Genomic DNA, 23,827 nt, shown 5'->3' with positions numbered 1-23,827 from the left:
CAGAAATACGACCTGCATAGTAAACTGAAATGTCACATTAGAATATTCTTCCAGTTATATTAGGGTTGTTTTTCCCGGATTTTGGTGGGGACGAACCTTGTTTAATAAGTCATTCTATCTAAATTCATAAAAAAAATAAGGACCAACCACCCAGGGTCAGTCCTTATCATTATTAATAGACAGATGTATTTTCTTTCGAAGTGTTTTCTAAAATTTCTTTCACTCGCTGTAGGAATCTTCCGCATACCAAACCGTCAAGTACGCGGTGATCGAGTGACATACACAGGTTCACCATATCACGAACGGCAATCATTCCGTTGTTCATGACGACAGGACGTTTCACGATCGATTCTACTTGAAGGATCGCAGCCTGTGGATAATTGATGATACCCATCGATTGTACCGAGCCAAATGACCCTGTATTATTCACCGTAAATGTTCCACCCTGCATATCCTGAGAGGTCAATTTACCACTGCGGACTTTTCCTGCAAGCTCGGTGATTTCTCTTGCGATTCCTTTGATTGTTTTTTCGTCAGCATTCTTGATCACAGGAACATAAAGTGCATCATCTGTGGCCACTGCAATGGAAAGATTGACGTCCTTCTTCTGAACGATCTTATCTCCAGCCCACATGGAATTGATTTGTGGGTACTCTTTAAGAGCCTGAGCGACAGCTTTCACGAAAAATGCGAAGAATGTCAGATTGAATCCTTCACGCTGTTTGAATTCTGTCTTAAGTGAATTTCTGTAGTCAACAAGGTTGGTTACATCCACTTCCATCATCGTCCAAGCATGAGGCGCTTCATGTTTACTGCGTACCATGTTGGAGGCAATCGCTTTGCGGATGCCTGAAACCGGGATCTCTATATCACCAGGAACGATTGGGACATTCGCTGCAGGTGCTTGCTGTTTAGCCGGTTGTACTGGTGCAGATTCTTTTACCGGCGCTTGTTGTGGAGCCTGAGCTTCATTCTTAGGTGCAGGGGCATCTCCCGCTTTCGGGATTGAGCCTGATTCGATGATCTTCTTTAAATCTTTACGGGTGATCCGGCCGCCGCTTCCGGTGCCTTCCACTTGATTCAAATCAATATCGTGCTCTTGGGACAGCTTTAATACGGCTGGAGAATACCTTGCTTTATTTCCGCTGTCTCTCGTTGGAGCCTTAGGCTTAGAAGGTGCCGACCCTTTCGCTTCCTCTTTAGGCTCTTCTTTCGGAGTTTCTTCAGCAGGGGTTGCGCCTCCACCTTCAATTTCGATGGAGCAAATGATTTCCCCGACTTCAAGAGTGTCCCCTTCTTCGGCGATTAATTCTTTAATGGTACCCGAGAAGGAAGATGGCACTTCTGCATTTACTTTATCTGTTTGAACTTCTGCTATCGGATCGTATTTATTAACGGTATCACCAGGTGACACCAACCATTTACTAATTGTACCTTCTGTAACACTTTCCCCTAGCTGAGGCATTTTCATATTTTCAATACCCAATGAGGAACCCTCCCTACTGCTTTGGTTTAATTGGTGTGGATTGTGATTAAAATTCTGCAAGTTCTCGCATTGCTTTTTCTACTTTGTCCGGGTTGATCATGAAGTATTTTTCCATAGTCGGTGCATACGGCATAGCAGGAACGTCAGGACCTGCAAGGCGTTTTACCGGGGCATCAAGCTCGAACAAGCAATTTTCAGCGATGATCGCAGAAACTTCACCCATGATGCTTCCTTCTTTATTGTCTTCTGTCACAAGAAGGACTTTACCTGTTTTAGACGCTGCTTCAATGATTGCCTCTTTATCTAACGGGTAAATCGTCCGTAAATCCAGGATATGTGCTTCAATTCCGTCCTGGGCCAGTTTTTCAGCTGCTTGAAGGGCAAAGTGAACACATAAGCCGTATGTGATGACTGTGATATCTTCCCCTTCACGCTTCACGTCAGCTTTTCCGATCGGCAGCGTATAATCATCCTCAGGCACTTCACCTTTGATCAGACGATAAGCTCGTTTATGCTCGAAGAATAATACCGGATCTTCGTCGCGGATGGCCGCTTTCAATAAGCCTTTCACATCATATGGAGTCGAAGGCATCACGATTTTCAATCCGGGTTGATTGGCAAAGACGGCTTCAACGGATTGCGAGTGATACAGCGCTCCGTGCACTCCACCACCGTAAGGAGCACGAATGACCATCGGACAGCTCCAATCATTATTGGAACGATAACGAATTTTTGCTGCTTCAGAGATGATTTGGTTTACGGCAGGCATGATAAAATCAGCGAACTGCATTTCTGCGATCGGTCTCATACCATACATGGCAGCTCCGATCCCAACTCCGGCAATGGCTGATTCCGCAAGTGGCGTATCAATGACACGGTCCTCACCAAATTGATCATACAGGCCGTGAGTCGCTTTAAATACTCCACCTTTTTTCCCTACGTCCTCACCGAGAACGAACACTTTCTCATCACGTTCCATTTCTTCTCTTATTGCCATAGTTACGGCATCAATATATGAAATTACTGGCATGATTGAATTCCCCCTTACTTCTCTTCTGCGTAAACATACTTCATCGCTGATTCTGCTTCAGCATATGGAGCATTTTCTGCATAATCCGTTGCTTCGTTTACAAGCTTCATAATACGATCATTGATATCCTTCTCAATGTCATCATTCATGACGCCTGTCTCTTTCAGATAAGCACCAAATGTGATGATCGGATCGTTCGTTTTCGCTTTTGCCACTTCATCAGGTGAGCGGTAGCTTCTGTCATCATCATCAGAGGAGTGGGGAGTCAAACGATAAGAAACCGTTTCAACAAGCGTTGGTCCTTCTCCGCGACGTCCACGATCAGCCGCTTCCTTCACAGCTTTGTATACTTCGATCGGGTCATTTCCATCGACTGTGATTCCAGGCATTCCGTACCCGATGGCGCGGTCTGATACTTTCTCACAAGCCAATTGCTTTTCAATCGGAACCGAGATCGCATATTTATTGTTTTCACACATGAAAATAACAGGAAGTTTATGTACACCTGCAAAGTTTGCCCCTTCATGGAAATCTCCCTGGTTGGAAGATCCTTCTCCGAACGTGACAAACGTTACAACATCTTTCTTCTCCATTTTGCCGGCAAGAGCAATACCAACGGCATGTGGCACTTGCGTCGTTACAGGAGATGAACCCGTTACGATATTATTTTTCTTTTGTCCAAAGTGACCAGGCATTTGACGACCGCCTGAGTTCGGGTCTTCTGCTTTTGCAAAACCTGATAGCATCAATTCCTGGGCCGTCATTCCGAATGTCAATACAACACCCATGTCACGGTAATACGGCAGTACATAATCCTTTTCACGGTCAAGGGCAAATGCAGCACCAACTTGAGCCGCTTCCTGACCCTGACATGAAATAACAAATGGGATTTTACCAGAACGGTTCAGTAACCACATGCGCTCATCGATTTTTCTGGCAAGCAGCATGGTTTCATACATTTCTAATACTTTCTCATTGGAAAGTCCTAACGCTTCATGACGATTCTCAGCCATTTTATTTACCTCCTACACAATCTAATGATTGGGAAGGCAGAGAAGATCTCTACCTTTCCTTAATTTTCTTATTATGAGTGAATTGCCTTTCCATCTACGGCAAGTGCGGCTTCACCGATTGCTTCCGACAGGGAAGGGTGAGGGTGGATGGTGTGCGCGATTTCCCACGGTGTTGCATCCAATACTTTAGCAAGTCCCGCTTCTGAAATCATGTCGGTTACATGTGGACCGATCATATGCACGCCAAGGATGTCTTCGGAATCTTTGTCTGCTATGATCTTCACAAAACCATCCGATTCCCCGTATACAAGTGCTTTTCCGATCGCTCTGAAGCTGAATTTACCGACCTTCAGATTGTATCCCTTTTCTTTCGCTTCCTGCTCTGTGATCCCTACGCTTGCAATCTCAGGATTACTGTAGATGCATTTTGAAATCAGGGAATAGTCGATCGGATGAGGGTTCTCATTGGCCAAATGTTCCACTGCCGTGATTCCTTCATGAGACGCAACATGAGCCAGTTGAAGTCCACCGATGACATCGCCGATCGCGTAAATATGGGATTCCTTCGTTTGGAAGAAATCATTCACCTCAATAAAGCCCTTTTCCACCTTAATATCTGTGTTCTCTAAGCCAATGCCCTCAACATTTGCTTGTCTTCCTACAGATACAAGGATCTTCTCGGCTGTAAAGGATTTTTCTTCCCCTTTATGCTCCGCGTTTATTGTCACTTCACCGTCCCCTTTATTTAAGGACTCAGGAAGCACCTTTGCACTTGTCACGATTTTAACGCCCTTTTTCTTCATGAGGCGCTGCATTTCTTTTGAGATTTCATGATCTTCCGTCGGTACGATTTTATCAGCGTATTCAACTACGGTTACATCGACATCAAAATCAGAAAGCATGGAAGCCCATTCGATACCGATGACACCGCCGCCAACGATGATGATCGATTTCGGAAGCGCTTCAAGTGAAAGCGCTTCATCAGAAGATAAAACATATTCACCATCAATATCAAGACCGGGCAGTGAACGTGGTCTTGAACCTGTTGCCACGATGACATTTTTCGGGATCAGCATCGCGTTATCTTCGCCGTTGTTCATTTCCACGGAAATGGTTCCAGGCATTGGTGAGAAAATGGATGGTCCGAGAATCCGGCCGAGTCCTTCGAAGACATCGATTTTACCCTGTTTCATCAGATGTTGAACGCCTTTATGCAGTTGATCGACGATTCCTTCTTTTCTTTCCTGGACCTTAGGGAAGTCAAGTTCCACTCCATTGATCTTCACACCGAAATTTTCACTGTGTTTCGCTGTGGCATATACTTCAGCACTGCGAAGAAGGGCTTTACTTGGAATACATCCCTTGTGAAGGCAAGTCCCTCCTAGCTTTCCTTTTTCAACGATTGCTGTTTTTAACCCAAGTTGAGAAGCACGGATGGCAGCAACATAACCACCTGTACCTCCACCGAGAATGACTAAATCATATTCTTCTGCCAATCTTAAGTCCCCCTTGCTCTTATACTCTCGCTTCTGTTTTTACATTTCCCGGGTATACTTTATAGTCTTCTTCATTCCGTAAGACTCTTAAAGCCCCTTCAGCAAGAGCTTGCAGTTCATTTTCTCCTGGTTGAATAACGACATCCGCTATCCAGTTGATTCGTTCACTTATCGCTTTGACAAAATCCTTGCCGTACGCAAGTCCCCCAGTTAACACGATGGCATCTACTTTACCATTCAGGACTGCGCTTGCCGAGCCGATTTCTTTCGCGATTTGATACGCCATGGCATCATAGACGGCTTTGGCTTTTTCGTCGCCATTTTCGATCATTTTCTCTACCTTTACGGCATCATTTGTATCAAGATAACCGACCAGGCCTCCCTGACCGACAAGTTTCTTCATGATTTCATCACGGTAATAGTCCCCTGAGAAGCAAAGGTCAACCAGATCACCTGCCGGAACGGTTCCTGCTCTTTCAGGGCTGAATGGTCCGTCTCCGTGGAGGCCATTATTCACATCTACGACTTTCCCATTTCGGTGGGCACCTACAGTGATACCTCCACCCATATGAGTGATGATCAGATTAAGGTCTTCATATTTCTTCCCGATTTGTTTCGCTACTCTTCTTGCGACTGCTTTCTGATTCAACGCATGGAAAATACTCTTTCTTTCAATGAGTGAGAAGCCAGAAACCCGGGCAAGGGGCTGCAGCTCGTCCACGACAACGGGATCGACGATATAAGATGGAATATTTAATCCTGAGGCGATTTCAAATGCCAGGATACCCCCAAGGTTAGATGCATGCTGACCAGAGAATCCTTCTTTCAGATCCTTCAGCATGTCATCATTCACTAAATAGGTTCCGCCTTCTATCGGTCTTAGAAGTCCCCCGCGACCGCATACGGCACTCAGCTTTGATATATTGATCCCTTCTTCATCCAATGTCTGAAGAATGGTATTCTTCCTGAATTCATATTGATCGATAATCGTTGCAAATTCATTAATCTTTTCTGAATCATGACGGATCGTTTTTTCAAAAATAGAGCGATCATCGTCAAAGACACCAATTTTGGTGGATGTCGATCCAGGATTAATGACAAGTATTCGATGTTTATTTTCCTGCACTGTTGTTACCTCCATTTGGGCAGCTGTATTGTAATGTTTGCATGAAAGAATTTCCCCCTATGATAGATAACCCCTTACTCTGTCCGTTGTTCCCCTAAACCGGGAAGAAACGCTTCACTTTTTTCACAAAGTAAAGCGTTCTTTCTTCTATTTATCCACGTCTGCTAAGAATGTGGTGTCCATTCTGCAGGAACTGACTTCTTGAACGGTGCATTTTTTCGATGCGTTCTTCTGCCATACGGTCAGCAGCAACGTACGTTGGGATGTTGTCACGCTTCGCGATTTCGATCACGCGTTCTACGTTGTTGTATACCTGCTCCACTTTCTTCATGGCTCTTTCGCTGTTGTAGCCGTATAATTCATCTGCTACGTTGATGACTCCACCTGCGTTGATCACATAGTCAGGTGCATAAACGATACCCATTTCGTGGATAGCATCACCGTGACGGGTTTCTTTCAACTGGTTATTTGCAGCTCCTGCAATGACTTTCGCCTTAAGCTGTGGAATCGTTTCATCATTGATGATCGCACCCAGTGCACATGGTGCAAAGATGTCACAATCCACTCCGTAGATATCATTGATGTCCACTGCTTTCGCACCAAATTCATCAACGGCACGTTGAACGGCTTCTTTGTTGATATCAGTCACGATCAGGTTTGCTCCTTCTTCATGAAGGTGGCGGCACATGTTGTACGCGACATTACCGACTCCCTGGACGGCAATTGTTTTCCCTTCAAGTGAATCTGTACCGAAAGCTTCTTTTGCCGCTGCCTTAATTCCGCGGTATACACCATAAGCCGTTACAGGAGACGGGTTACCTGAAGAACCGAAAGCTGGTGAAATCCCCGTTACATAATCCGTTTCTTCGTGGATCAAGTCCATATCGGCAACCGTCGTACCCACGTCTTCAGCAGTGATATAGCGTCCATTTAATCCTTGGATATAACGACCGAAGGCACGGAACATTTCTTCGTTCTTATCTTTACGGGGGTCACCGATGATAACCGTCTTCCCTCCACCAAGATTCAGACCTGCAGCTGCATTCTTATAAGTCATCCCTTTTGCAAGGCGCAGTGCATCTTCAATTGCCGCTTCTTCTGATTCATATGTCCACATACGGGTACCGCCAAGGGCCGGTCCAAGTGTTGTATCATGAATGGCGATGATTGCTTTTAATCCTGAAGCTTCGTCTTGACAGAATACCAATTGCTCATAGTCATATTGTTCCATATAGCTGAAAATTTTCATTATTATTTCCCCCTGTAGGTTTATATTTTTAGGAATGGGTGATTATTTATTAGAAGCAGAGCATATAGCCAGTGCCAATGAATATAATTTACTTTCTGCACTGTCTGCTCTGGATGTTAATACGATTGGTGCTTTTGCTCCGGATATCACAGCCCCTACTTTTGCCTTCGCAAAGTAGATCAAGGATTTGTATAAGGCATTCCCAGTTTCGATGGTGGGTACCAGCAGGATATCCGCTTGTCCCGCAACCTCACTTTCGATTCCTTTATGTTCGGCTGCGTGATGGGAAACAGCATTATCGAGGGCTAACGGACCATCGACGGTACAATTCCGTATCTGCCCCCGTTGATTCATCATGGTAAGAGAAGCAGCATCGACTGTAGCAGGCATCGCCGGATTCACCACTTCCACGGCGGCAACCGCAGCTACTTTCGGCATATCCACACCGATCGATCGGGCAATCCCGACGGCATTTTCTATGATTTGCGCTTTTTGCTGCAGGTCAGGAGAGATATTCATTGCTGCATCCGTAATGAAAGTAAGCCTATCAAACCCGGCCACCTCAAATGCTGCAACGTGCGACAGGACATTGCCTGTACGAAGTCCCCATTCTTTATTTAAGACTGCCTTCAAAATGACAGCAGTAGGGACATTCCCCTTCATAAGAGTACCTGCCTCATTTTCCTTTACTGCCTTCACGGCAAGCTCCGCTGCTTTTTGAGGCGAGAAGGCATGCTTGATTTTAATACTGCTATGAGAAATCAGCTGCGGGGCAACCTCCTCCAATATGGAGATGATTTCTTCTTTATCCCCGAACAGTAAAAAGTCAGCCATCTTTTTTTCAACCGCCATGGAGACAGCGGAAAGGACTTCTTTATCTTCTGCTGCAGCGACTGCTACAGTGGAGTGTTCAATTCGGGTTGCTTTTTCCACTAAAGATTGTAGATTCATGTATGTCGTTTCAACCCCTTTTTTCTGTTATTATGTTCCCATTTAACTACATGCAAGAAGTGTGCCAACTTTAAAATCCTGAAAACGCTTTATAAGTCGAAAGAAGATCCTGCAATTTTTTTCTCACTCTGCAAATTATTTCATGCTACTTATTTCAATGTTATATTTTTCTATTTTATAATATAAGTTTCTCACCGATACATTCAATGCTTTAGCAGTAGCCGTTTTATTACCATTATTCTGCTCTAAAACGGTTTGAATTATATTTTTTTCATACTTTTCCACTTGGGTTGCAAGATCTTCCGTCACCTGAAAAGGAAGTTCCGCTACATTGACAGGGGGTTTAGCCGTATTTTCTAATTGAGGCAAATGCTTTCCATCGATTAGGACCTCATTGTAGTTCATGAAGATAATGGCTCTTCCCAACACGTTTTCAAGCTCCCTTACATTCCCGGGCCAATGATAATTCATCAGCTTGCCCATGGCCGAAGCGGTCACTCCCTCGACGTTCCTTCCATAATCCTGGTTGATCTTTGTAATAAGGGTTTCCGTAATGAGTGGAATATCGGATTTGCGCTGCCTTAACGGAGGGATTTGAATCGGCATCCTGTTGAGGCGATAATACAGATCTTCCCTGAAGGACCCGTCTGCTATTCCCTTTTCAAGGTTAACGTTGGTCGCGGCAATGACCCGGACATTGATTTGGATCGACTTTGTCCCTCCGACCCTCACGATTTCATTTTCCTGCAGGACCCTCAATAATTTCGCTTGTGTATTCGCACTCAATTCCCCTATTTCGTCGAGGAAGATACTTCCATTATTCGCCTCTTCGAACAAGCCGCGTTTCCCACCGCGCTTTGCACCGGAAAAGGCCCCTTCTTCATACCCGAATAATTCGCTTTCCAAAAGGTTTTCTGATAACGCGGCACAGTTGACCCTGAGGAATTTATTGTATTTACGGTCACTCGCATTATGTATGGCGTGGGCAAACAATTCCTTACCGGTCCCTGATTCTCCGCGGAGCAGGACGGTAGCAGGAGTTTTCGCACCCAGTTTGGCCTGCTCTATGGCGATCATCATTTCCTCTGAGTCCCCAATGATATCCTCGAACATATACTTCGCTTCAAGGGTTCGGATGATCCTCCTTGCCCGGTCCAATTCCTGGGTGAGAGATTGTATTTCCGACATGTCATGAATGACGCCGACACTCCCCTTAAGCTTGTTGTTAACGATGATGGGGGCAACATTCACGATGACTTCTTTACGGTTGGGTCCTACCCGCATCCTCGTGCCACGGATCGCTCTCCGTGTTTGCAGCACTTTCAAATGGATACTCTCCCCTTCAGAAATATCCGCCGTCGCAGGCTTCCCGATCACTTCCTCCCGGGAAAGTCCCGTGATTCTCGTGTAAGCAGGGTTGATCATGATCCCCTTACCCTCTTCATCGACGACGGAAATCGCATCATCACTGGAATGGATGATGGCTTCGAGCATCGTCTGGATCTCTTTGAGGTTGGTTATTTCCTCTGCCAGATTCACTACTTCTGTGATATCTTTAAACACCGAAAAGGCACCGATGATCTCATCCTGCTCCGTGATCATCGGAATCCGGCTGGAGATGATCTTCAATCCGTTCCCAAGGATGACTTCCTGATTGATTTCTGTCCGTCTTGTTTCGATCGTTCTGGTCAGCCTGCTCTCCGGTATCACGTCAGATATATGAAGGCCGATCACTTCTTCCTGATGTTTGCCGATCATTCTCTCTGCACTTTTATTAAACAGCATGACAATGCCTTGATCATCTATTCCGACCATGCCATCATCAGTTGAATTAAAGATAAGGTCCCTTTTAAAGGACTCGCTCGTCAATTGATGGATAAGATCCTCTTTTTCTTCGAGGAGCTTTGAAATAAGGAAAGCCACGCTCCCAGGGATTAAAACCGTGTTCTTTCCACGATGATCCCTGATCTGTTCAAACACTTCCTGTTCACCCGTCACCTCGATGACGATGTCCACGGAGTCACTGAGGAACGGTCGCCAATCTGTACCAACAGGGATGCCAAGTTCCTTTGAGAGCTTAATGCCTGAAGCGTTTTCATTTACATCTACAACAGCAATCACTTTCATGACGGAAACCTCATGGAGGATCTGCAGGATGGCTGTTCCACCCTTACCACCACCGACAATTAGAACCTCTTGCAACTTTCTTCACCCCGACACCTGCAATTTTTTTCACACCCATAATGTTACACTACTTTTCGAAACTTGACAATTCTCTGCTTGGAGTTAGAATTTTAGTATGGAAACGAAAAGGAGTTATACATCTCATGGTCCGTCTTATTGCACTTATAATCATGTTGGTCCCCGGAGCATTCGCAGCTCTCGGGATTAAGTTGATGAGAGATATGTTATTCGGGATCCTGCAGCCCCCGATCCCTTATCTTTGGCTTCAATTCATAATCGGGTTAGTCTTTTTTGTTTGCGGTTTGGGCTTCATTGCAGGTTTCGTCCTGCATCGTGATCGAAAACGCAATAAAGTTCAGTCCCGATTCAACAAGAAAGGCTAGCGCTATATATGCGCTAGCCTTTCTTATTTCCCCTCAGATTCCACGCCTTTTCAGGATAATCCGTTACAAATCCAGTGCAGCCCAGATTAAGTAACCTCTCCATCTGATCCACCTTATTCACGGTGTAAGGTCTGACGGCAATTCCGTTGTTCATCGCTTCGATGATCATCTCATCCCTGACCGCTTTCAGATTGGGGTGTATTCCCTTCGCCCTAATTGACTGGGCATAGATCCAAGGCATGAATAATCGTGATGAGTAAAGCGGTGCGATTTCAACCGCAGGCTCCAGACGATAACAGGCCACAATCGAATAATGATTAAAAGAAGAGATGATGATACGGTCCTCAAACCTAAACTCCCTGATCATTCCGATCACCTTTTCTTCCAGGCCTTGATAATCCATGATACTGTTTTTCAACTCGATGTTACAAAGAAGGTCATTTCCCTTTAACCACTTAAAGACCTCCCTCAATGACGGGACGCGATTTTTCTTGAATAGTTTACTCTTGAATTTGAAATTCGCCTGGAGTTTTTGAATGTCTTTTAACGTATAATCTTTGACGAACCCTTTTCCATTAGTCGTCCTGTCGACGGTTTCATCATGTATGACGACCATTTCTCCGTCTTTCGTCAGTTGAACGTCCAATTCGATCCCGTCCGCTCTCACTCGCTCCGCTTCATAAAAAGCTTCCATAGTATTTTCCGGATGGGTACCCGCAGATCCACGATGAGCAAAAATCAGCGTCATGAGCTCACTTCCTTTGATTTTCTATATGTATATTCCTTCACTTATAGAATGTAAAGACTGACTCCATTATATACTTATTTGCTTCCGCCTCAATGAATGAACCTTTTAACGCCTATCATTAAAAAAACCCTGAGGAACTCAGGGTTTTTCGCGTTGGCGGCATTTGATTAGAACCAGCGGCAGCGGCATCTGCGACGGTTGTCCATTTCACCAGCTACATCATTTTCCCTGCAACGGCGAACGGCTCTGCAGAAATCTTCTCCTCTGATATAAGCTCTGACAGGTACTCTGAAGTCGTTGTTGTCTGAAGCACCTGCTACATCATTGTTTCTGCAACGGTCAGAAGCTCCACCTACATTATCGTTATTACGATAACATCCCATGGTATCACCTCCTCCTTTGTTGTTTTTGCACTACACAACATCTTATGTCAGAGGGGACAGGCTGTAAGGGCAAACCACCAATTTTTTGAAAAAAAGGCGTTTGTTACTGGAGGAATGATGCTTCTGAGTCGAGGACGCTGCCATAATTAAAACCCTGTGAACAAGAGGCTCACAGGGTCGATCGATTGTATATTCAGTTTGAATGGCGTTTGGCCTATTCCTTACTCTTTCAAGAAGCCATATGCTCCAGGCGCAGTTTGTCCGCTACCATGGCAATGAATTCAGAATTGGTCGGCTTTGCCTTTGACATGCTGACGGTGTACCCGAATAAAGAAGAAATGGAATCAATATTCCCTCTGCTCCAGGCCACTTCGATGGCGTGACGGATCGCCCGTTCCACACGTGATGCGGTTGTATTGTATTTCTTTGCAATATCCGGGTAAAGGACCTTTGTGATGGAGCCGAGTAACTCGATATCGTTATACACCATGGAAATGGCTTCACGTAAATACAAGTATCCTTTAATATGTGCCGGTACTCCGATTTCGTGGATGATGCTTGTGATGCTTGCATCTAAGTTTCTTGGTTTTTGTTCTGTATTCATTCTGGATGAGGAAGGTTTTTTGATGATTGAGTTTGATTTACCGCTGACTTGTCTGATATGACTCACTAGGTTTTCCATATCGAATGGCTTTAAAATAAAATAAGAAGCTCCAAGGTCGACAGCTTTCTTCGTCACGTCCTCCTGACCGAAGGCCGTAAGCATGATGACATTTGGAATTCCCTTCTTTTCACGAAGTCGTTCAAGCACCGCCAGCCCGTCCAGGTGAGGCATGATGATATCCAGGACCAGGACATCCGGATCGACTTCCTCCAATAAATCTAAACAATCTTGACCATTATGGGCAATCCCTACTACTTCCATATCATTTTGCGAAGCAATGTAGTCCTCCAATAAAGACGTCAGCTCACGGTTATCATCCACAACACATACTTTAATCGATTTCACTACAGGTTTCCTCCTCAAATCCTAATTAATTCATCTCTGTAATTTTATTCTAAATTACTTTTTCGACAATGCAACCTAAATTCCTTTTATTTTTGAAAAAAACTTGAAAATTATTATATTTTCTTCGATTTTCTAACGATTTCTTTATATTTCGACCCTATTCGATATTCACGAATCAATTTGTCGAATAATCTTTATTTTATCAAGGGTCCACTCTCTTTGGCAAGCCGAGGTGAATCCTAATCGCACTGCAAAAAAAAGAACCCTTATAAGTACCCGATTTCGGTACTTTCGTAAGGGTTTTCCACTTTCAGCTTGCCCGGTTATGCTCTTTTTTATAAATATCGATGCCTGCTTCACTCAGCATCCATTCAATGTGGACCCCGTATCCACTTGTCGGGTCATTGACGAACACATGGGTGACAGCCCCGATGACCTTACCATTTTGAATAATAGGGCTTCCGCTCATCCCCTGTACGATTCCACCTGTTTTCTTGAGTAACTCGGGATCCGTCACTTTCAAGACCATCCCTTTTGTTGCAGGATACTTCTGAGGGATGGTACTGACGATTTCAATATCGTACATTTCAACTTCCTTCCCATCCACAACGGTCAATATTTGTGCAGGTCCTTCTTTCACTTGATGAGATAAAGCGATGGGCATCGGCTTATCCATCAAGTCGTTTTCGATGGACTGATTCAATTCACCAAAAATCCCAAAAGGACTGTTTCGCTTAATATTACCGATGACATTCCTGTCAGATGAAAAGCGGGCCAGTTTCTCTCCTGGCTTTCCATCTGTCCCTTTTTGAATCGAAGTGACTTCAGAATTCACGATCTCCCCGTTTTCAACGACAATCGGTTTTTTCGTATCCATATCTGAGATCACATGGCCGAGGGCTCCGTATTTCTTGGACTTTGGATCATAAAATGTCATCGTCCCGATCCCCGCCGCCGAATCACGGATATACAGGCCTAATTTATAATTTTTGTCTCCTTTTTCCTTCAATGGAAGCAGTTGTGTCTTCACGGTCTTTTGATCCCGCTTGATCACGACGTCAAGAGATTTCGCTTCTTCTCCTGCCTTCTGTACAAAAGGAGCTACATCGGCAAGTTCCTCAATCTTCGTTCCATTAATTTCAGTAATCATGTCCCCTACCTGAATACCAGCTTTTTCGCCGGGCGACATCTTCCCACCATCGGTTTCCACCAGATGATGCCCAACTACTAACACCCCGACAGTATTTAATTTCACACCGATGGATTGTCCACCGGGAATCACTTTGAAATCTTTCAGTACTTCTACATCGACCTTTTTGATGGGCAGGCCGGCAAGCTCGAAGACCACTTCGTCCTTACCTACAGAACTTCCCTGGATGGAGAGCTGGCCTTTCCCTTCTTCCAATTGAACATGCTCATTATGCGACGAACCCATGGTCGTGACGGATGCAGCCTTAGGGAGAGCAACTTGATCCCCTTCCATCATTCTTACAGAGTTCGGAGTATTGATAAATTGTTGAACCGGTTTGTAAAAACCAATAAGACAAAGCGAAACAAGGAGAATTCCACCTATACATTTCCTTAACCAATCTAAACTCAATATATTCACTCTCCTCGCTTCTAATCCACAAACACTTACTATTGGCTACAGTTTTAATTTTGCCTTTAAAAGCCACATTTATAACTGGTAATCATGAAAAAAAAGCTACCCGAATTGGATAGCTTTTCATGTCTCTTTAATGGAACCGGCCAGTTGCAGTAATTCCTTTGCATGCTCAAGCGTCAGATCGGTTATTTCCACTCCCGAAATCATACGTGAAATTTCCCTGATCTTATCTTTCTCCTGAAGACGCTTCACCATGGTGCTCGTCCTGCCTCCTGACATTTTTTTCGAAATGAATAAGTGACAATCGGCCATGGCTGCCACCTGAGGCAAGTGAGAGATGCACATCACTTGTGAATGGACGGCAACCTGATAGATTTTTTCAGCGATTGCCTGGGCGACCCTGCCGCTCACACCTGTATCAACCTCATCAAAAATGATCGATGTAATCCCTTGATGCTTTGAAAAAATGGTTTTAAGGGCAAGCATGATCCGTGACAGTTCCCCACCTGAAGCCACCTTCGATAACGGCTTCAACGGCTCTCCAGGATTGGTGGAAATATAAAACTCAACCGTATCCCAGCCATCCTTCTTGAAATCATGAAACGAAAAGGATTCGTTTTCCCCGCTTTTCACAAACCGGACTTCGAATTTCGTTTTATCCATATACAGCTGTTTTAGCTGTTCGTGGATACTGGCGGTCAATTTCTTCGCCCAGATCCTTCTTGTATCGGAAAGGTTTTTCGCCTCGAGGGATAGATCTTTTTCAAGTGACTGTAATTTACTTTGTAATTGTTCAACATGGGAATCTTTATTCATGATCGTTTCAATTTCTTCTTCGATCTTAGAACTATAGGCAAGAATCTCTTCTACCGATGATCCATATTTTCTCTTAAGACCATTGATTTCATTCAATCTCGCCTCAATAAGGTCCAGTCGATTCGGCTCGAATTCAAGCATATCCAAGCCTCCCCTGACTTGATGGGCGGCATCTTCAAGGATATAATACGCATTCGATACGGATTCAAGCGTCTTTGCATACTGTGAATCGACTTCTGCTGCGGTTTCAAGATGGCTCATGGCAAGTCCTGCCCAGTCCATTCCCTTTCTTTCACCTTGTATGCTGTCATACGAGGTTTGAAGCGCTTCAAATAGCCTTTCAAAGTTCATCAGTTTCCGCTTCTCTTCCTGCAGCTCTTCATCTTCATTAAGCTGAAGATTCGCGTCTTGGATTTCCTTCAGCTGAAATTGAATCAGATCCAGGCGATGAGCCATCTCCTGTTCATTTTCATTCAATCTGTTCAGCTGCTTATAGATGGATAGATACTCTTTGTATACTTGTCCATAACTGGATAATCCGGATGCAATATCCTTGCCACCGAATTGATCCAATAGGGAAAGATGAAGGCTTTCATTCATGAGTTCCTGATGTTCGTGCTGCCCGTGGATGTCAATAAGGGATGCCCCGACTTCCCTCATGATCGCGATCGTCACCAGCTTCCCATTAATTCTGCAAACACTTTTCCCCGTGCTCGAGATATCCCTTCTGAGGACGATCATTCCTTCCTCGATCTCGATCCCGAAGTCTGCCGCTTTCTGAAAGCAGGGATGTGTTTCATTATCAAGAATAAATAACCCTTCAATTTCAGCCTTCTTCTCCCCATGCCGTACATACTCAGAGGAGCCTCTGCCGCCAACCAGTAAATGAATGGCATCGATGATGATCGATTTACCCGCACCCGTTTCACCTGATAATACAGTCAATCCTTCTTCAAACGAAAGGGAAAGGGAATCGATAATGGCGAAATTTTTGATTGATAGTTCTTGTAGCAAAACATTCACCTCAAATAAAAAGGAACTTTCCCCTCAAAATTATGAAAAAGAAAAGCTTCCTATTGGATTTTGTATGAAGGGCTGACCATAAGCCCCGTTATATTAATCGTTTACAGCATATCTAAAAATCGTTCTGAAACGACTTTCGTTTCTTCTTCCGTCCGGCAAATGATCAAACAGGTATCATCCCCGCATATGGTTCCGAGAATTTCTTCCCAGTCCAGATTATCGATTAAAGCCCCGATGGCATTGGCATTTCCGGGTAACGTTTTCATCACCAGCATATGCCCTGCCTGATCCACCTTCACGAACGCATCCGTCAATGTACGCTTCAATTTCTGAAGTGGATTAAAGCGTTGATCAGCCGGCAAGCTGTATTTGTATCTGCCATCCATCAGCGGAACCTTCACTAGATGGAGCTCCTTGATATCCCTGGATACGGTTGCCTGCGTCACATTAAATCCTGCATTCTTCAGGCCTTCCACCAGCTCATCCTGCGTCTCCACATCTCTATTCGTAATGATTTCCCTGATTTTAATATGTCTTTGCCCTTTGTTCATCATAGAACATACACCTCTTACATTTGATTAAAGCCTGTATAAATATACCTCTACGCTTATGTTAGCCTATTTCGTTGGGAAGTACAATAAAAAAGAAAAGCGGAGGCGGCTCGTTCTGGGGAGAAAGGCCATCCCCATGAAAAAAGCCACTCTCCTAAGAAGAGTGGCCATGTCTTTACTGCTGTGTTTTTGCCTTTAATTGACTGTGTGCTTCTTCGATCACGTCATCCGGTGTGGTGTTAAGAAGGGACTCCCCTTCACCCTCCTGCCCCGGCCATTTCAGATGAATGAGGAATTCTATATTCCCATCCCCGCCTGTAATGGGGGAAAAAGAGAGACCTGCTATATGATAGCCTTCTTTAATCGCTAATGTCATGATTTTTTCGATGACCATTTTGTGTACGGCAGGATCTCTTACGATTCCTTTTTTCCCGACCTGATCCTTACCCGCTTCGAATTGCGGCTTGATTAATGCGACACAATCCCCTCCAGGAACCAATAGGGTTTTCAGGACAGGCAATATCAATGAAAGGGAGATGAAGGAGACATCGATGGAAGCAAAGCTTGGCATCTCCCCTTGAAGATCTGCCGGGGTCACGTATCGGAAGTTCGTCCGTTCCATGACCACGACCCGTTCATCCTGTCTAAGCTTCCATGCTAATTGGTTGTATCCTACATCGAGGGCATAGGACATCTTTGCGCCATTCTGGAGGGCACAATCCGTAAACCCTCCAGTGGAAGCACCTATATCGATCATCACTTTACCGTCCACATCCACATTGAAGACCTGTAGAGCCTTCTCAAGCTTCAGACCGCCACGGCTCACATAAGGAATCACCTTCCCCTTCATCGTAAGGGGGATATCTTCGCTTACTTTTTCCCCGGGCTTGTCCAGTCTCATTTCATTGGAATAAACAAGGCCTGCCATGACAGCCCGTTTCGCTTTTTCTCTTGTATCAATCAATCCTCGTTCTACCAGAAGTACATCTACTCGTTGTTTTTTTGCTTTCATCATTAAGCCCTTTTTTGTTTTTTTGGTGTGATCGTTAAAATGCGATCCACTATGTTTTCTTTGGTCATGCCGATTTCATTCAATAATTCCTTCACGCTTCCATGCTCGATGAAGTAATCAGGAATACCGATGCGGTCGATCACGGCGTCATGGAAGCCCTGTTCCTGGGCGAATTCAAGGACACCGCTTCCAAAACCACCTTGAAGAACGGCTTCTTCGATCGTCAGAACAGGCATCTCTTCTTCGAGGATCCTTTTCAGCATGATCTCATCCATCGGTTTGATGAAACGTGCGTTTACGACCCGAACCGAAAGCCCTTTTTTCTCAAGGTCTGCTGCCGCTTCCATGGCCATCGGGATCGTCGTTCCGAACGTCAGGATCGCTGCATCGGTGCCCTGTTTCAATATATCCCACGTTCCAATCGGGATCGTTGAAAGTTCCCCGTCCATCGGTACTCCATACCCGTTACCGCGTGGGTAACGCAGAGCGATGGGACCGTCATTATATTGAATTGCCGTATTGACAAGGTGCTGTCCCTCATTCTCGTCTTTCGGCATCATGATCACCATATTCGGTAAATGTCTTAAAAAAGCGATATCGAAAACCCCTTGATGGGTTTCCCCGTCTGCTCCGACCAATCCGGCACGGTCGATCCCGATGAAGACGTTCAAGTTTTGGCGGCAAATATCGTGAACCACCTGATCGTACGCCCGTTGCAGGAAGGTAGAGTATATGGCTAAGAACGGTTTCATATCCTGGGTGGCAAGACCTGCAGCGACCGTGGTGGCATGCTGCTCGGCAATCCCCACGTCGAACATCCGATCTGGGAATTCCTCAGCAAAGCCGAGAAGTTTGGAGCCCACCGGCATAGCCGGGGTAATGGCCACGATCCGTTCATCCTCACGGGCCACCCTCCGGACCGTCTCACTGACGAGTCCACTCCACGAAGGAGGTGCGTTCACAGGCTTGATCAGATCCCCTGTATCGATCTTGTAAGGTCCGGTACCATGCCAGGTCCCTTCTTTGTCCGACTCTGCAGGATGAAACCCTTTTCCTTTTTTCGTGATCACGTGTAATAGGACGGGGCCTTTGGTTTTCTTCGCATATTGAATATTATCAGCGAGATCATTATAATCATGTCCATCGATCGGTCCAAGGTATGTAAAACCGAGCTCCTCAAAGAACATTCCGGAAACGAATAAATACTTTAAGCTGTCCTTGACCCGTTCTGCTGTACTGGCTAATTTGCCGCCGACAGCGGGGATGCGCTTAAGGATATATTCCATTTCATCCTTCACCCAATTGTATTTTCCGGCTGTACGCAAACGGCCAAGTACATTGTGAAGGGCCCCTACATTTGGAGCGATGGACATTTCATTGTCATTCAGGACAACGATCATGTCTTTCTTTTCATGACCGATGTGATTAAGTGCTTCAAGTGCCATTCCACCAGTCAAGGCACCATCACCGATCACCGGGATAATATATGAATCTTCTTTCTTGACGTCCCTCGCGATTGCCATACCCATGGCTGCCGATAATGAAGTGGAACTATGACCGGTTTCCCATACATCATGCTCACTTTCATTTCGTTTCGGAAAACCGCATAACCCCTTATACTGACGGAGGGTATCAAACTGACAGGCCCTGCCGGTCAATATCTTATGGACATAGGATTGGTGACCAACATCCCAAAGGATTTTATCTTTTGGACTTGAGAAATGCTTATGAAGGGCAACGGTTAACTCGACCACCCCTAAGTTTGGACCAATATGACCGCCTGTTTTGGAAAGATTCTTGATCAGGAATTGGCGAATCTCTTGGCTGAGCTCTTCTAATTGTTCATTCGACATGCTCTTTAGAAAAGAAGGCTCCTTTATTGATAATAGATCCATGGGGTCCACTCACTTTCATCACTAAATATTTTGTTTCTCACGCTTAAAACCTTTTTTCTTGTTTTTATCTTTTTTGTCTTTTTTATCTTTGATCAGGATGATATGAAATCGATCTTCAAGGAATTGTAGAACTTTACCAACTCTAAATATTATATCCTTAGAATAGGTGATAGCAAACGTTTTTCCAAGCGCTTTGCCTCCGACTGTCAATGAAGCGATGATACTTGTCAGGGTTACGCTAACGATATACTCCTTCAAGGACCCTCCCTGAAGGTGAAAGGAAACCGCCAATTGGACCAGTACAATGGCTGCTGCGGCTCCGCTTATGATCCCTGAAATGTCACCGATCACATCGTTACAGAAGCTCGCGAATCGATCTGCATTCCGCACAATTTTGATAGAATATTTCGCTCCGTACACCTTTTTGGCCGCCATGGCATGAAAAGGGGTTTCATCGGCCGCCGTTGCAGCGATCCCCAGCATATCAAAAAAGATCCCGATGAAGACGATGATCAACACGACGACGAGCCCTGTATACCAAGCGACTCCATTGAGAACCATATTGGACGTAACTGAAAAAATAGCCGCTAACACAAATGTGATAACGGCAATGCTGACACTCCATTTTATTGAGTTTTTCATTGTTTCATTCATTATCGTTTAAACACACCGTTTCTACTGTGTAAATAGTTTGGTTATATGTAATTGGGGGGTCATATAAAGAGTAAAAATTGCAGCTTAGGTCCAGTAGGTTTTCCCAATCAGGTACCGGATGTTGCCATACCGGCGGTTTCCCATTAAACCCGACTTAGCCGCGTCACCACAAGCTAGACTGGATTACCACTTAGTCCGCACTATAATCCTCTATATATGTCCGAATATGAACAGTCTAGGAGTTTTCCTCAACAGTCCTTAACGCAATCCTTAGCCTCTTTTGCAAAGAGGATTTCATATGGGCGAAAAAGCACATATCAATGGCCAACTGATGTGTACCCTGTAACCATAATCCCCTCTCTCTTCACTCAAGGCAGGCTACGCTGCTAGTGAATCATCACATCGCAGGTTCATACTTTGTTCTTATTGCATATGCTTAATGCCAGCATAAGAAACAAAGCCTCCGCGGCTCGCGGGTCAACGCCCACATGCCATTGTGGATCGCCCTCAAGCCTTACTCCCAGATATGACCCAAAGCTGGGCGCCTCAAGCCAATTCCAGGAACTTCATCGATGTGCCCTTTAGTGGATTTTTAGGCCCACCTTCAGGATTGGTGGACTGACTAGAATACTGCACCACCCCAAAATTTATTCTAATCACATTATAACATATGTTAAAACACTAGCTCAAATATAGAATGTTTTAATGATTCCGTGAAACAATCAATCGGGCAATTTCTGCCAGCAGACTTGAGTCCACCGGCATGGCAGTAAGTGCCGTCAATGCCTCGTCCAGATGAAATTGAAGCTTCTCCTTCGCACCTTTCATCGTCAAAAGGCTCGGATACGTACTCTTATGTTTCGACTCGTCGCTTCCCACCGGTTTACCAATCATTTCTTCAGATCCTTCAATATCGAGGATATCATCCTGAATTTGGAACGCGAGACCGATGTGGTATGAAAACCGTTCAAGCTGCTCAAGTTCACTCTCTGACACCCCTGAAATGATCCCGCCCGCCAATGCGCTGAATATGAGTAACTTTCCTGTCTTATGAACGTGAATGTTTTCAAGCTCCTGTACGGTTAACAGCTTATTCTCCCCTTCGATATCGGCAACCTGTCCGCCGACCATTCCTTCTGGACCGGCACACCTTGCGAGAAGGGAGATGAGCTTCACCTTTTGGTCATTGGTTAAGGCTGTATCTTCTGCAATGAGCTGAAAGCTGTATGTCAGCAGACCATCGCCTGCAAGAATCGCCGCTGCCTCCCCGAACATCTTATGATTGGTCGGCTTGCCTCGCCTTAAATCGTCATCATCCATGGAAGGAAGGTCATCGTGGATCAAAGAATATGTATGAATCATTTCAAGGGCGGACGCAGTATTAAGTCCGAGCCCCGTGTCTTGATTGAAAGCCCTGATCACTGAGAGCAGGAGGATGGGACGTATCCTTTTCCCACCTGCCTGCAGGGAATAAATCATGGCCTCCTTTAATACAAGGGGGATCTTTAGGCCATCTACGGTCTCAACCATATGTTTGGTGATCAGTTCCCCATGCTCCTGTTGAAACTCTTTCAATGTAATGGGAGGATACATGTATTATTCCTCCTCATCGAGATCAAAGGATTTTTCCCCTTCATCCGTCATCATTTTCGTTAATTGGTCTTCTGCTTTTTTCAGCGTATCATGACAATATTTTGAAAGGTCCATCCCTTTTTGATAGAATTCCAACGCCTTCTCGAGGGGAACTTCCCCTTCTTCTAATTTCTCCACGATTTCTTCCAACTGATCCATCGCTGTTTCAAAAGATAATTCTTCTTTAGATTTTGCCATTTTACTCACGCTCCTCAACGGATTCAACTTCACAATGTATTTTTCCATCTTTGACATTAATCTCGATGCGGTCGCCTTCCTTTACCTGTCGAGATGATTTGATCAATTCTCCTTCATCACGGTAAACGAGGCTATATCCCCTGTCCATGATCTTCAATGGACTGAGGGCATGTAAGGTGGACAGTGCTGAAGTGAAACGATGATTCTTTTCTTTCAACACTTGTTTAAATTGCTTCTCAAGCATCGAATGCATAGATAATACCCGTTCACGCTGCACCTTGATGATCTGGGATGGATGAACACGCCCGAGCCTCGAATGAAGCACGGATAATCGCTCCCGGTCTTGTTTCACATGCATACTTATATTTCTTTGCAGCTGGTCTGTCAGCCGGTCGACGGCCTCGATCTTCTGCTGATAAAGATTTCTGGGATTTCTCAGAGCATACGATTTGGTTAATCCATTTAATCGGTTTCTTTCGCTTTGCAGCTTTGTTTTAAACGATTTAATCAGCCTTAATTTCCGGTTCATGATCCTTTCCATTAGATCATCAATATGAGGAACAGCTAATTCCCCGGCAGCCGTCGGCGTAGGTGCCCTGAGATCAGCCACAAAATCGGCGATGGTAAAATCCGTCTCATGCCCCACGGCAGAAATGACGGGAACCTTCGACTCGACAATCGCTTTGGCCACTACTTCCTCGTTGAAAGCCCACAACTCTTCAATCGAACCGCCACCCCGGCCTATGATCATCACGTCGATATCACCGTGCTCATTCACCTTCTTCATGGCGCCGGCAACCGAGCCTGGCGCTTGATCGCCCTGGACCAGAGCAGGATAGACGAGTATCTCCCCGATCGGATACCTCCGCTTGATCGTCGTGATGATATCACGGATCGCAGCACCCGTCGGGGAGGTGACAACGGCAATCCGCTTCGGAAACTTAGGGATCATCCGTTTGCGCTTAGGCTCAAAGAATCCAGCTTTCTCGAGCTTCTCCTTCAGCTGTTCATACGCTAAATAAAGCTCGCCGATTCCATCGGGCTGCATTTCTTTCACATAGATCTGATATTGCCCGCCTGACTCATACACGGATATATCTCCGCGGATCAATACATTCATCCCATTTTCTGGCCTGAATTTCATTGACTGATTGTGACTTGAAAACATCACAGACAATATCCTGGCCTTTTCATCTTTCAGGGTAAAGTACATATGTCCGCTTGAGTGCCTTTTGAAGTTGGAAATTTCGCCACGTACAAACAGGTTGGACAGATGTGGGTCCCTGTCGAATTTACGTTTTATGTATTTTGTCAGAGCTTGTACCGTTAAATAACGTGATTGTTCAAGTTCCATGCTCACTGACTCCTTTGTTCCTTGCATC

21 protein-coding genes are annotated in these 23,827 nt (G+C 45.0%); 1 reads left to right on the top strand and 20 read right to left on the bottom strand.

Annotation, left to right across the window (positions count from 1 at the left end; all coding sequences use genetic code 11):
* Nucleotides 1-172: 172 nt before the first annotated feature.
* From ATG71_RS12840 to ATG71_RS12805, 8 genes are all read right to left on the bottom strand, one after another.
* A complete protein-coding gene (locus ATG71_RS12840) occupies nucleotides 173-1,486 on the bottom strand; it encodes a dihydrolipoamide acetyltransferase family protein (protein WP_098439920.1) in 1,314 nt (437 codons plus the stop codon).
* Between the two features lie 46 nt (nucleotides 1,487-1,532).
* Nucleotides 1,533-2,516 carry an alpha-ketoacid dehydrogenase subunit beta gene (locus ATG71_RS12835; protein WP_034758078.1) on the bottom strand — a complete coding sequence of 328 codons (984 nt, stop codon included), beginning with the start codon at nucleotides 2,514-2,516 and terminating at the stop codon, nucleotides 1,533-1,535.
* A gap of 14 nt (nucleotides 2,517-2,530) precedes the next feature.
* Entirely contained in the window at nucleotides 2,531-3,529 is a 999-nt protein-coding gene (locus ATG71_RS12830) for a thiamine pyrophosphate-dependent dehydrogenase E1 component subunit alpha (protein WP_098439919.1), read from the bottom strand.
* 71 nt (nucleotides 3,530-3,600) lie between these two features.
* A complete protein-coding gene (gene lpdA / locus ATG71_RS12825; RefSeq protein ID WP_098439918.1) occupies nucleotides 3,601-5,025 on the bottom strand; it encodes a dihydrolipoyl dehydrogenase in 1,425 nt (474 codons plus the stop codon).
* A gap of 19 nt (nucleotides 5,026-5,044) precedes the next feature.
* Nucleotides 5,045-6,166: a butyrate kinase gene (buk, locus tag ATG71_RS12820; protein WP_179886530.1), complete on the bottom strand. Its 1,122-nt coding sequence runs from the start codon at nucleotides 6,164-6,166 to the stop codon at nucleotides 5,045-5,047.
* Between the two features lie 136 nt (nucleotides 6,167-6,302).
* The gene (bcd, locus tag ATG71_RS12815) at nucleotides 6,303-7,400 is read right to left on the bottom strand and encodes a branched-chain amino acid dehydrogenase (RefSeq protein WP_098439916.1); all 1,098 of its coding nucleotides are present in this window, start codon (nucleotides 7,398-7,400) and stop codon (nucleotides 6,303-6,305) included.
* A gap of 42 nt (nucleotides 7,401-7,442) precedes the next feature.
* Nucleotides 7,443-8,351, bottom strand: a complete 909-nt coding sequence (gene yqiS, locus ATG71_RS12810; protein WP_098439915.1) for a phosphate butyryltransferase — start codon at nucleotides 8,349-8,351, stop codon at nucleotides 7,443-7,445.
* A 135-nt stretch (nucleotides 8,352-8,486) separates the two neighbouring features.
* The gene (locus ATG71_RS12805; protein WP_098439914.1) at nucleotides 8,487-10,553 is read right to left on the bottom strand and encodes a sigma 54-interacting transcriptional regulator; all 2,067 of its coding nucleotides are present in this window, start codon (nucleotides 10,551-10,553) and stop codon (nucleotides 8,487-8,489) included.
* 125 nt (nucleotides 10,554-10,678) lie between these two features.
* On the opposite strand from ATG71_RS12805, the gene ATG71_RS12800 reads away from it, so the two are divergent.
* A complete protein-coding gene (locus ATG71_RS12800) occupies nucleotides 10,679-10,918 on the top strand; it encodes a DUF2627 domain-containing protein (protein ID WP_098439913.1) in 240 nt (79 codons plus the stop codon).
* Nucleotides 10,919-10,931: 13 nt separating this feature from the next.
* Here the strand turns inward: ATG71_RS12800 and ATG71_RS12795 are convergent, their stop codons facing one another.
* The 12 genes from ATG71_RS12795 to xseA form a co-directional block, all read right to left on the bottom strand.
* Complete coding sequence (locus tag ATG71_RS12795; protein ID WP_098439912.1) at nucleotides 10,932-11,666, bottom strand: glycerophosphodiester phosphodiesterase; 735 nt, start codon at nucleotides 11,664-11,666, stop codon at nucleotides 10,932-10,934.
* Nucleotides 11,667-11,833: 167 nt separating this feature from the next.
* Nucleotides 11,834-12,049, bottom strand: coding sequence for a hypothetical protein (locus ATG71_RS12790; RefSeq protein WP_098439911.1), 216 nt, complete (start codon nucleotides 12,047-12,049; stop codon nucleotides 11,834-11,836).
* Nucleotides 12,050-12,278: 229 nt separating this feature from the next.
* Nucleotides 12,279-13,058 (bottom strand): sporulation transcription factor Spo0A, encoded by a 780-nt coding sequence (gene spo0A / locus ATG71_RS12785; protein ID WP_034758050.1) that lies wholly within the window; start codon nucleotides 13,056-13,058, stop codon nucleotides 12,279-12,281.
* Nucleotides 13,059-13,368: 310 nt separating this feature from the next.
* A complete protein-coding gene (gene spoIVB, locus ATG71_RS12780) occupies nucleotides 13,369-14,658 on the bottom strand; it encodes a SpoIVB peptidase (RefSeq protein WP_098439910.1) in 1,290 nt (429 codons plus the stop codon).
* 126 nt (nucleotides 14,659-14,784) lie between these two features.
* A complete protein-coding gene (gene recN, locus ATG71_RS12775) occupies nucleotides 14,785-16,494 on the bottom strand; it encodes a DNA repair protein RecN (RefSeq protein WP_098439909.1) in 1,710 nt (569 codons plus the stop codon).
* A gap of 110 nt (nucleotides 16,495-16,604) precedes the next feature.
* A complete protein-coding gene (ahrC, locus tag ATG71_RS12770; RefSeq protein ID WP_034760580.1) occupies nucleotides 16,605-17,054 on the bottom strand; it encodes a transcriptional regulator AhrC/ArgR in 450 nt (149 codons plus the stop codon).
* 175 nt (nucleotides 17,055-17,229) lie between these two features.
* Nucleotides 17,230-18,066, bottom strand: coding sequence for a TlyA family RNA methyltransferase (locus ATG71_RS12765; RefSeq protein WP_098439908.1), 837 nt, complete (start codon nucleotides 18,064-18,066; stop codon nucleotides 17,230-17,232).
* Between the two features lie 2 nt (nucleotides 18,067-18,068).
* Entirely contained in the window at nucleotides 18,069-19,961 is a 1,893-nt protein-coding gene (gene dxs, locus ATG71_RS12760) for a 1-deoxy-D-xylulose-5-phosphate synthase (RefSeq protein ID WP_098439907.1), read from the bottom strand.
* Nucleotides 19,962-19,982: 21 nt separating this feature from the next.
* A complete protein-coding gene (locus ATG71_RS12755; protein WP_098439906.1) occupies nucleotides 19,983-20,615 on the bottom strand; it encodes a hypothetical protein in 633 nt (210 codons plus the stop codon).
* 702 nt (nucleotides 20,616-21,317) lie between these two features.
* Nucleotides 21,318-22,208: a polyprenyl synthetase family protein gene (locus ATG71_RS12750; protein WP_098439905.1), complete on the bottom strand. Its 891-nt coding sequence runs from the start codon at nucleotides 22,206-22,208 to the stop codon at nucleotides 21,318-21,320.
* Nucleotides 22,209-22,211: 3 nt separating this feature from the next.
* Nucleotides 22,212-22,445 carry an exodeoxyribonuclease VII small subunit gene (xseB, locus tag ATG71_RS12745; protein WP_098439904.1) on the bottom strand — a complete coding sequence of 78 codons (234 nt, stop codon included), beginning with the start codon at nucleotides 22,443-22,445 and terminating at the stop codon, nucleotides 22,212-22,214.
* Nucleotide 22,446: 1 nt separating this feature from the next.
* Complete coding sequence (gene xseA, locus ATG71_RS12740) at nucleotides 22,447-23,799, bottom strand: exodeoxyribonuclease VII large subunit (protein WP_098439903.1); 1,353 nt, start codon at nucleotides 23,797-23,799, stop codon at nucleotides 22,447-22,449.
* Nucleotides 23,800-23,827: the final 28 nt, after the last annotated feature.

The sequence above is a fragment of the Bacillus sp. es.034 genome (assembly GCF_002563655.1).
GTDB lineage: Bacteria > Bacillota > Bacilli > Bacillales > Bacillaceae_B > Rossellomorea.
This window is presented reverse-complemented; position numbering and strand designations above follow the sequence as displayed.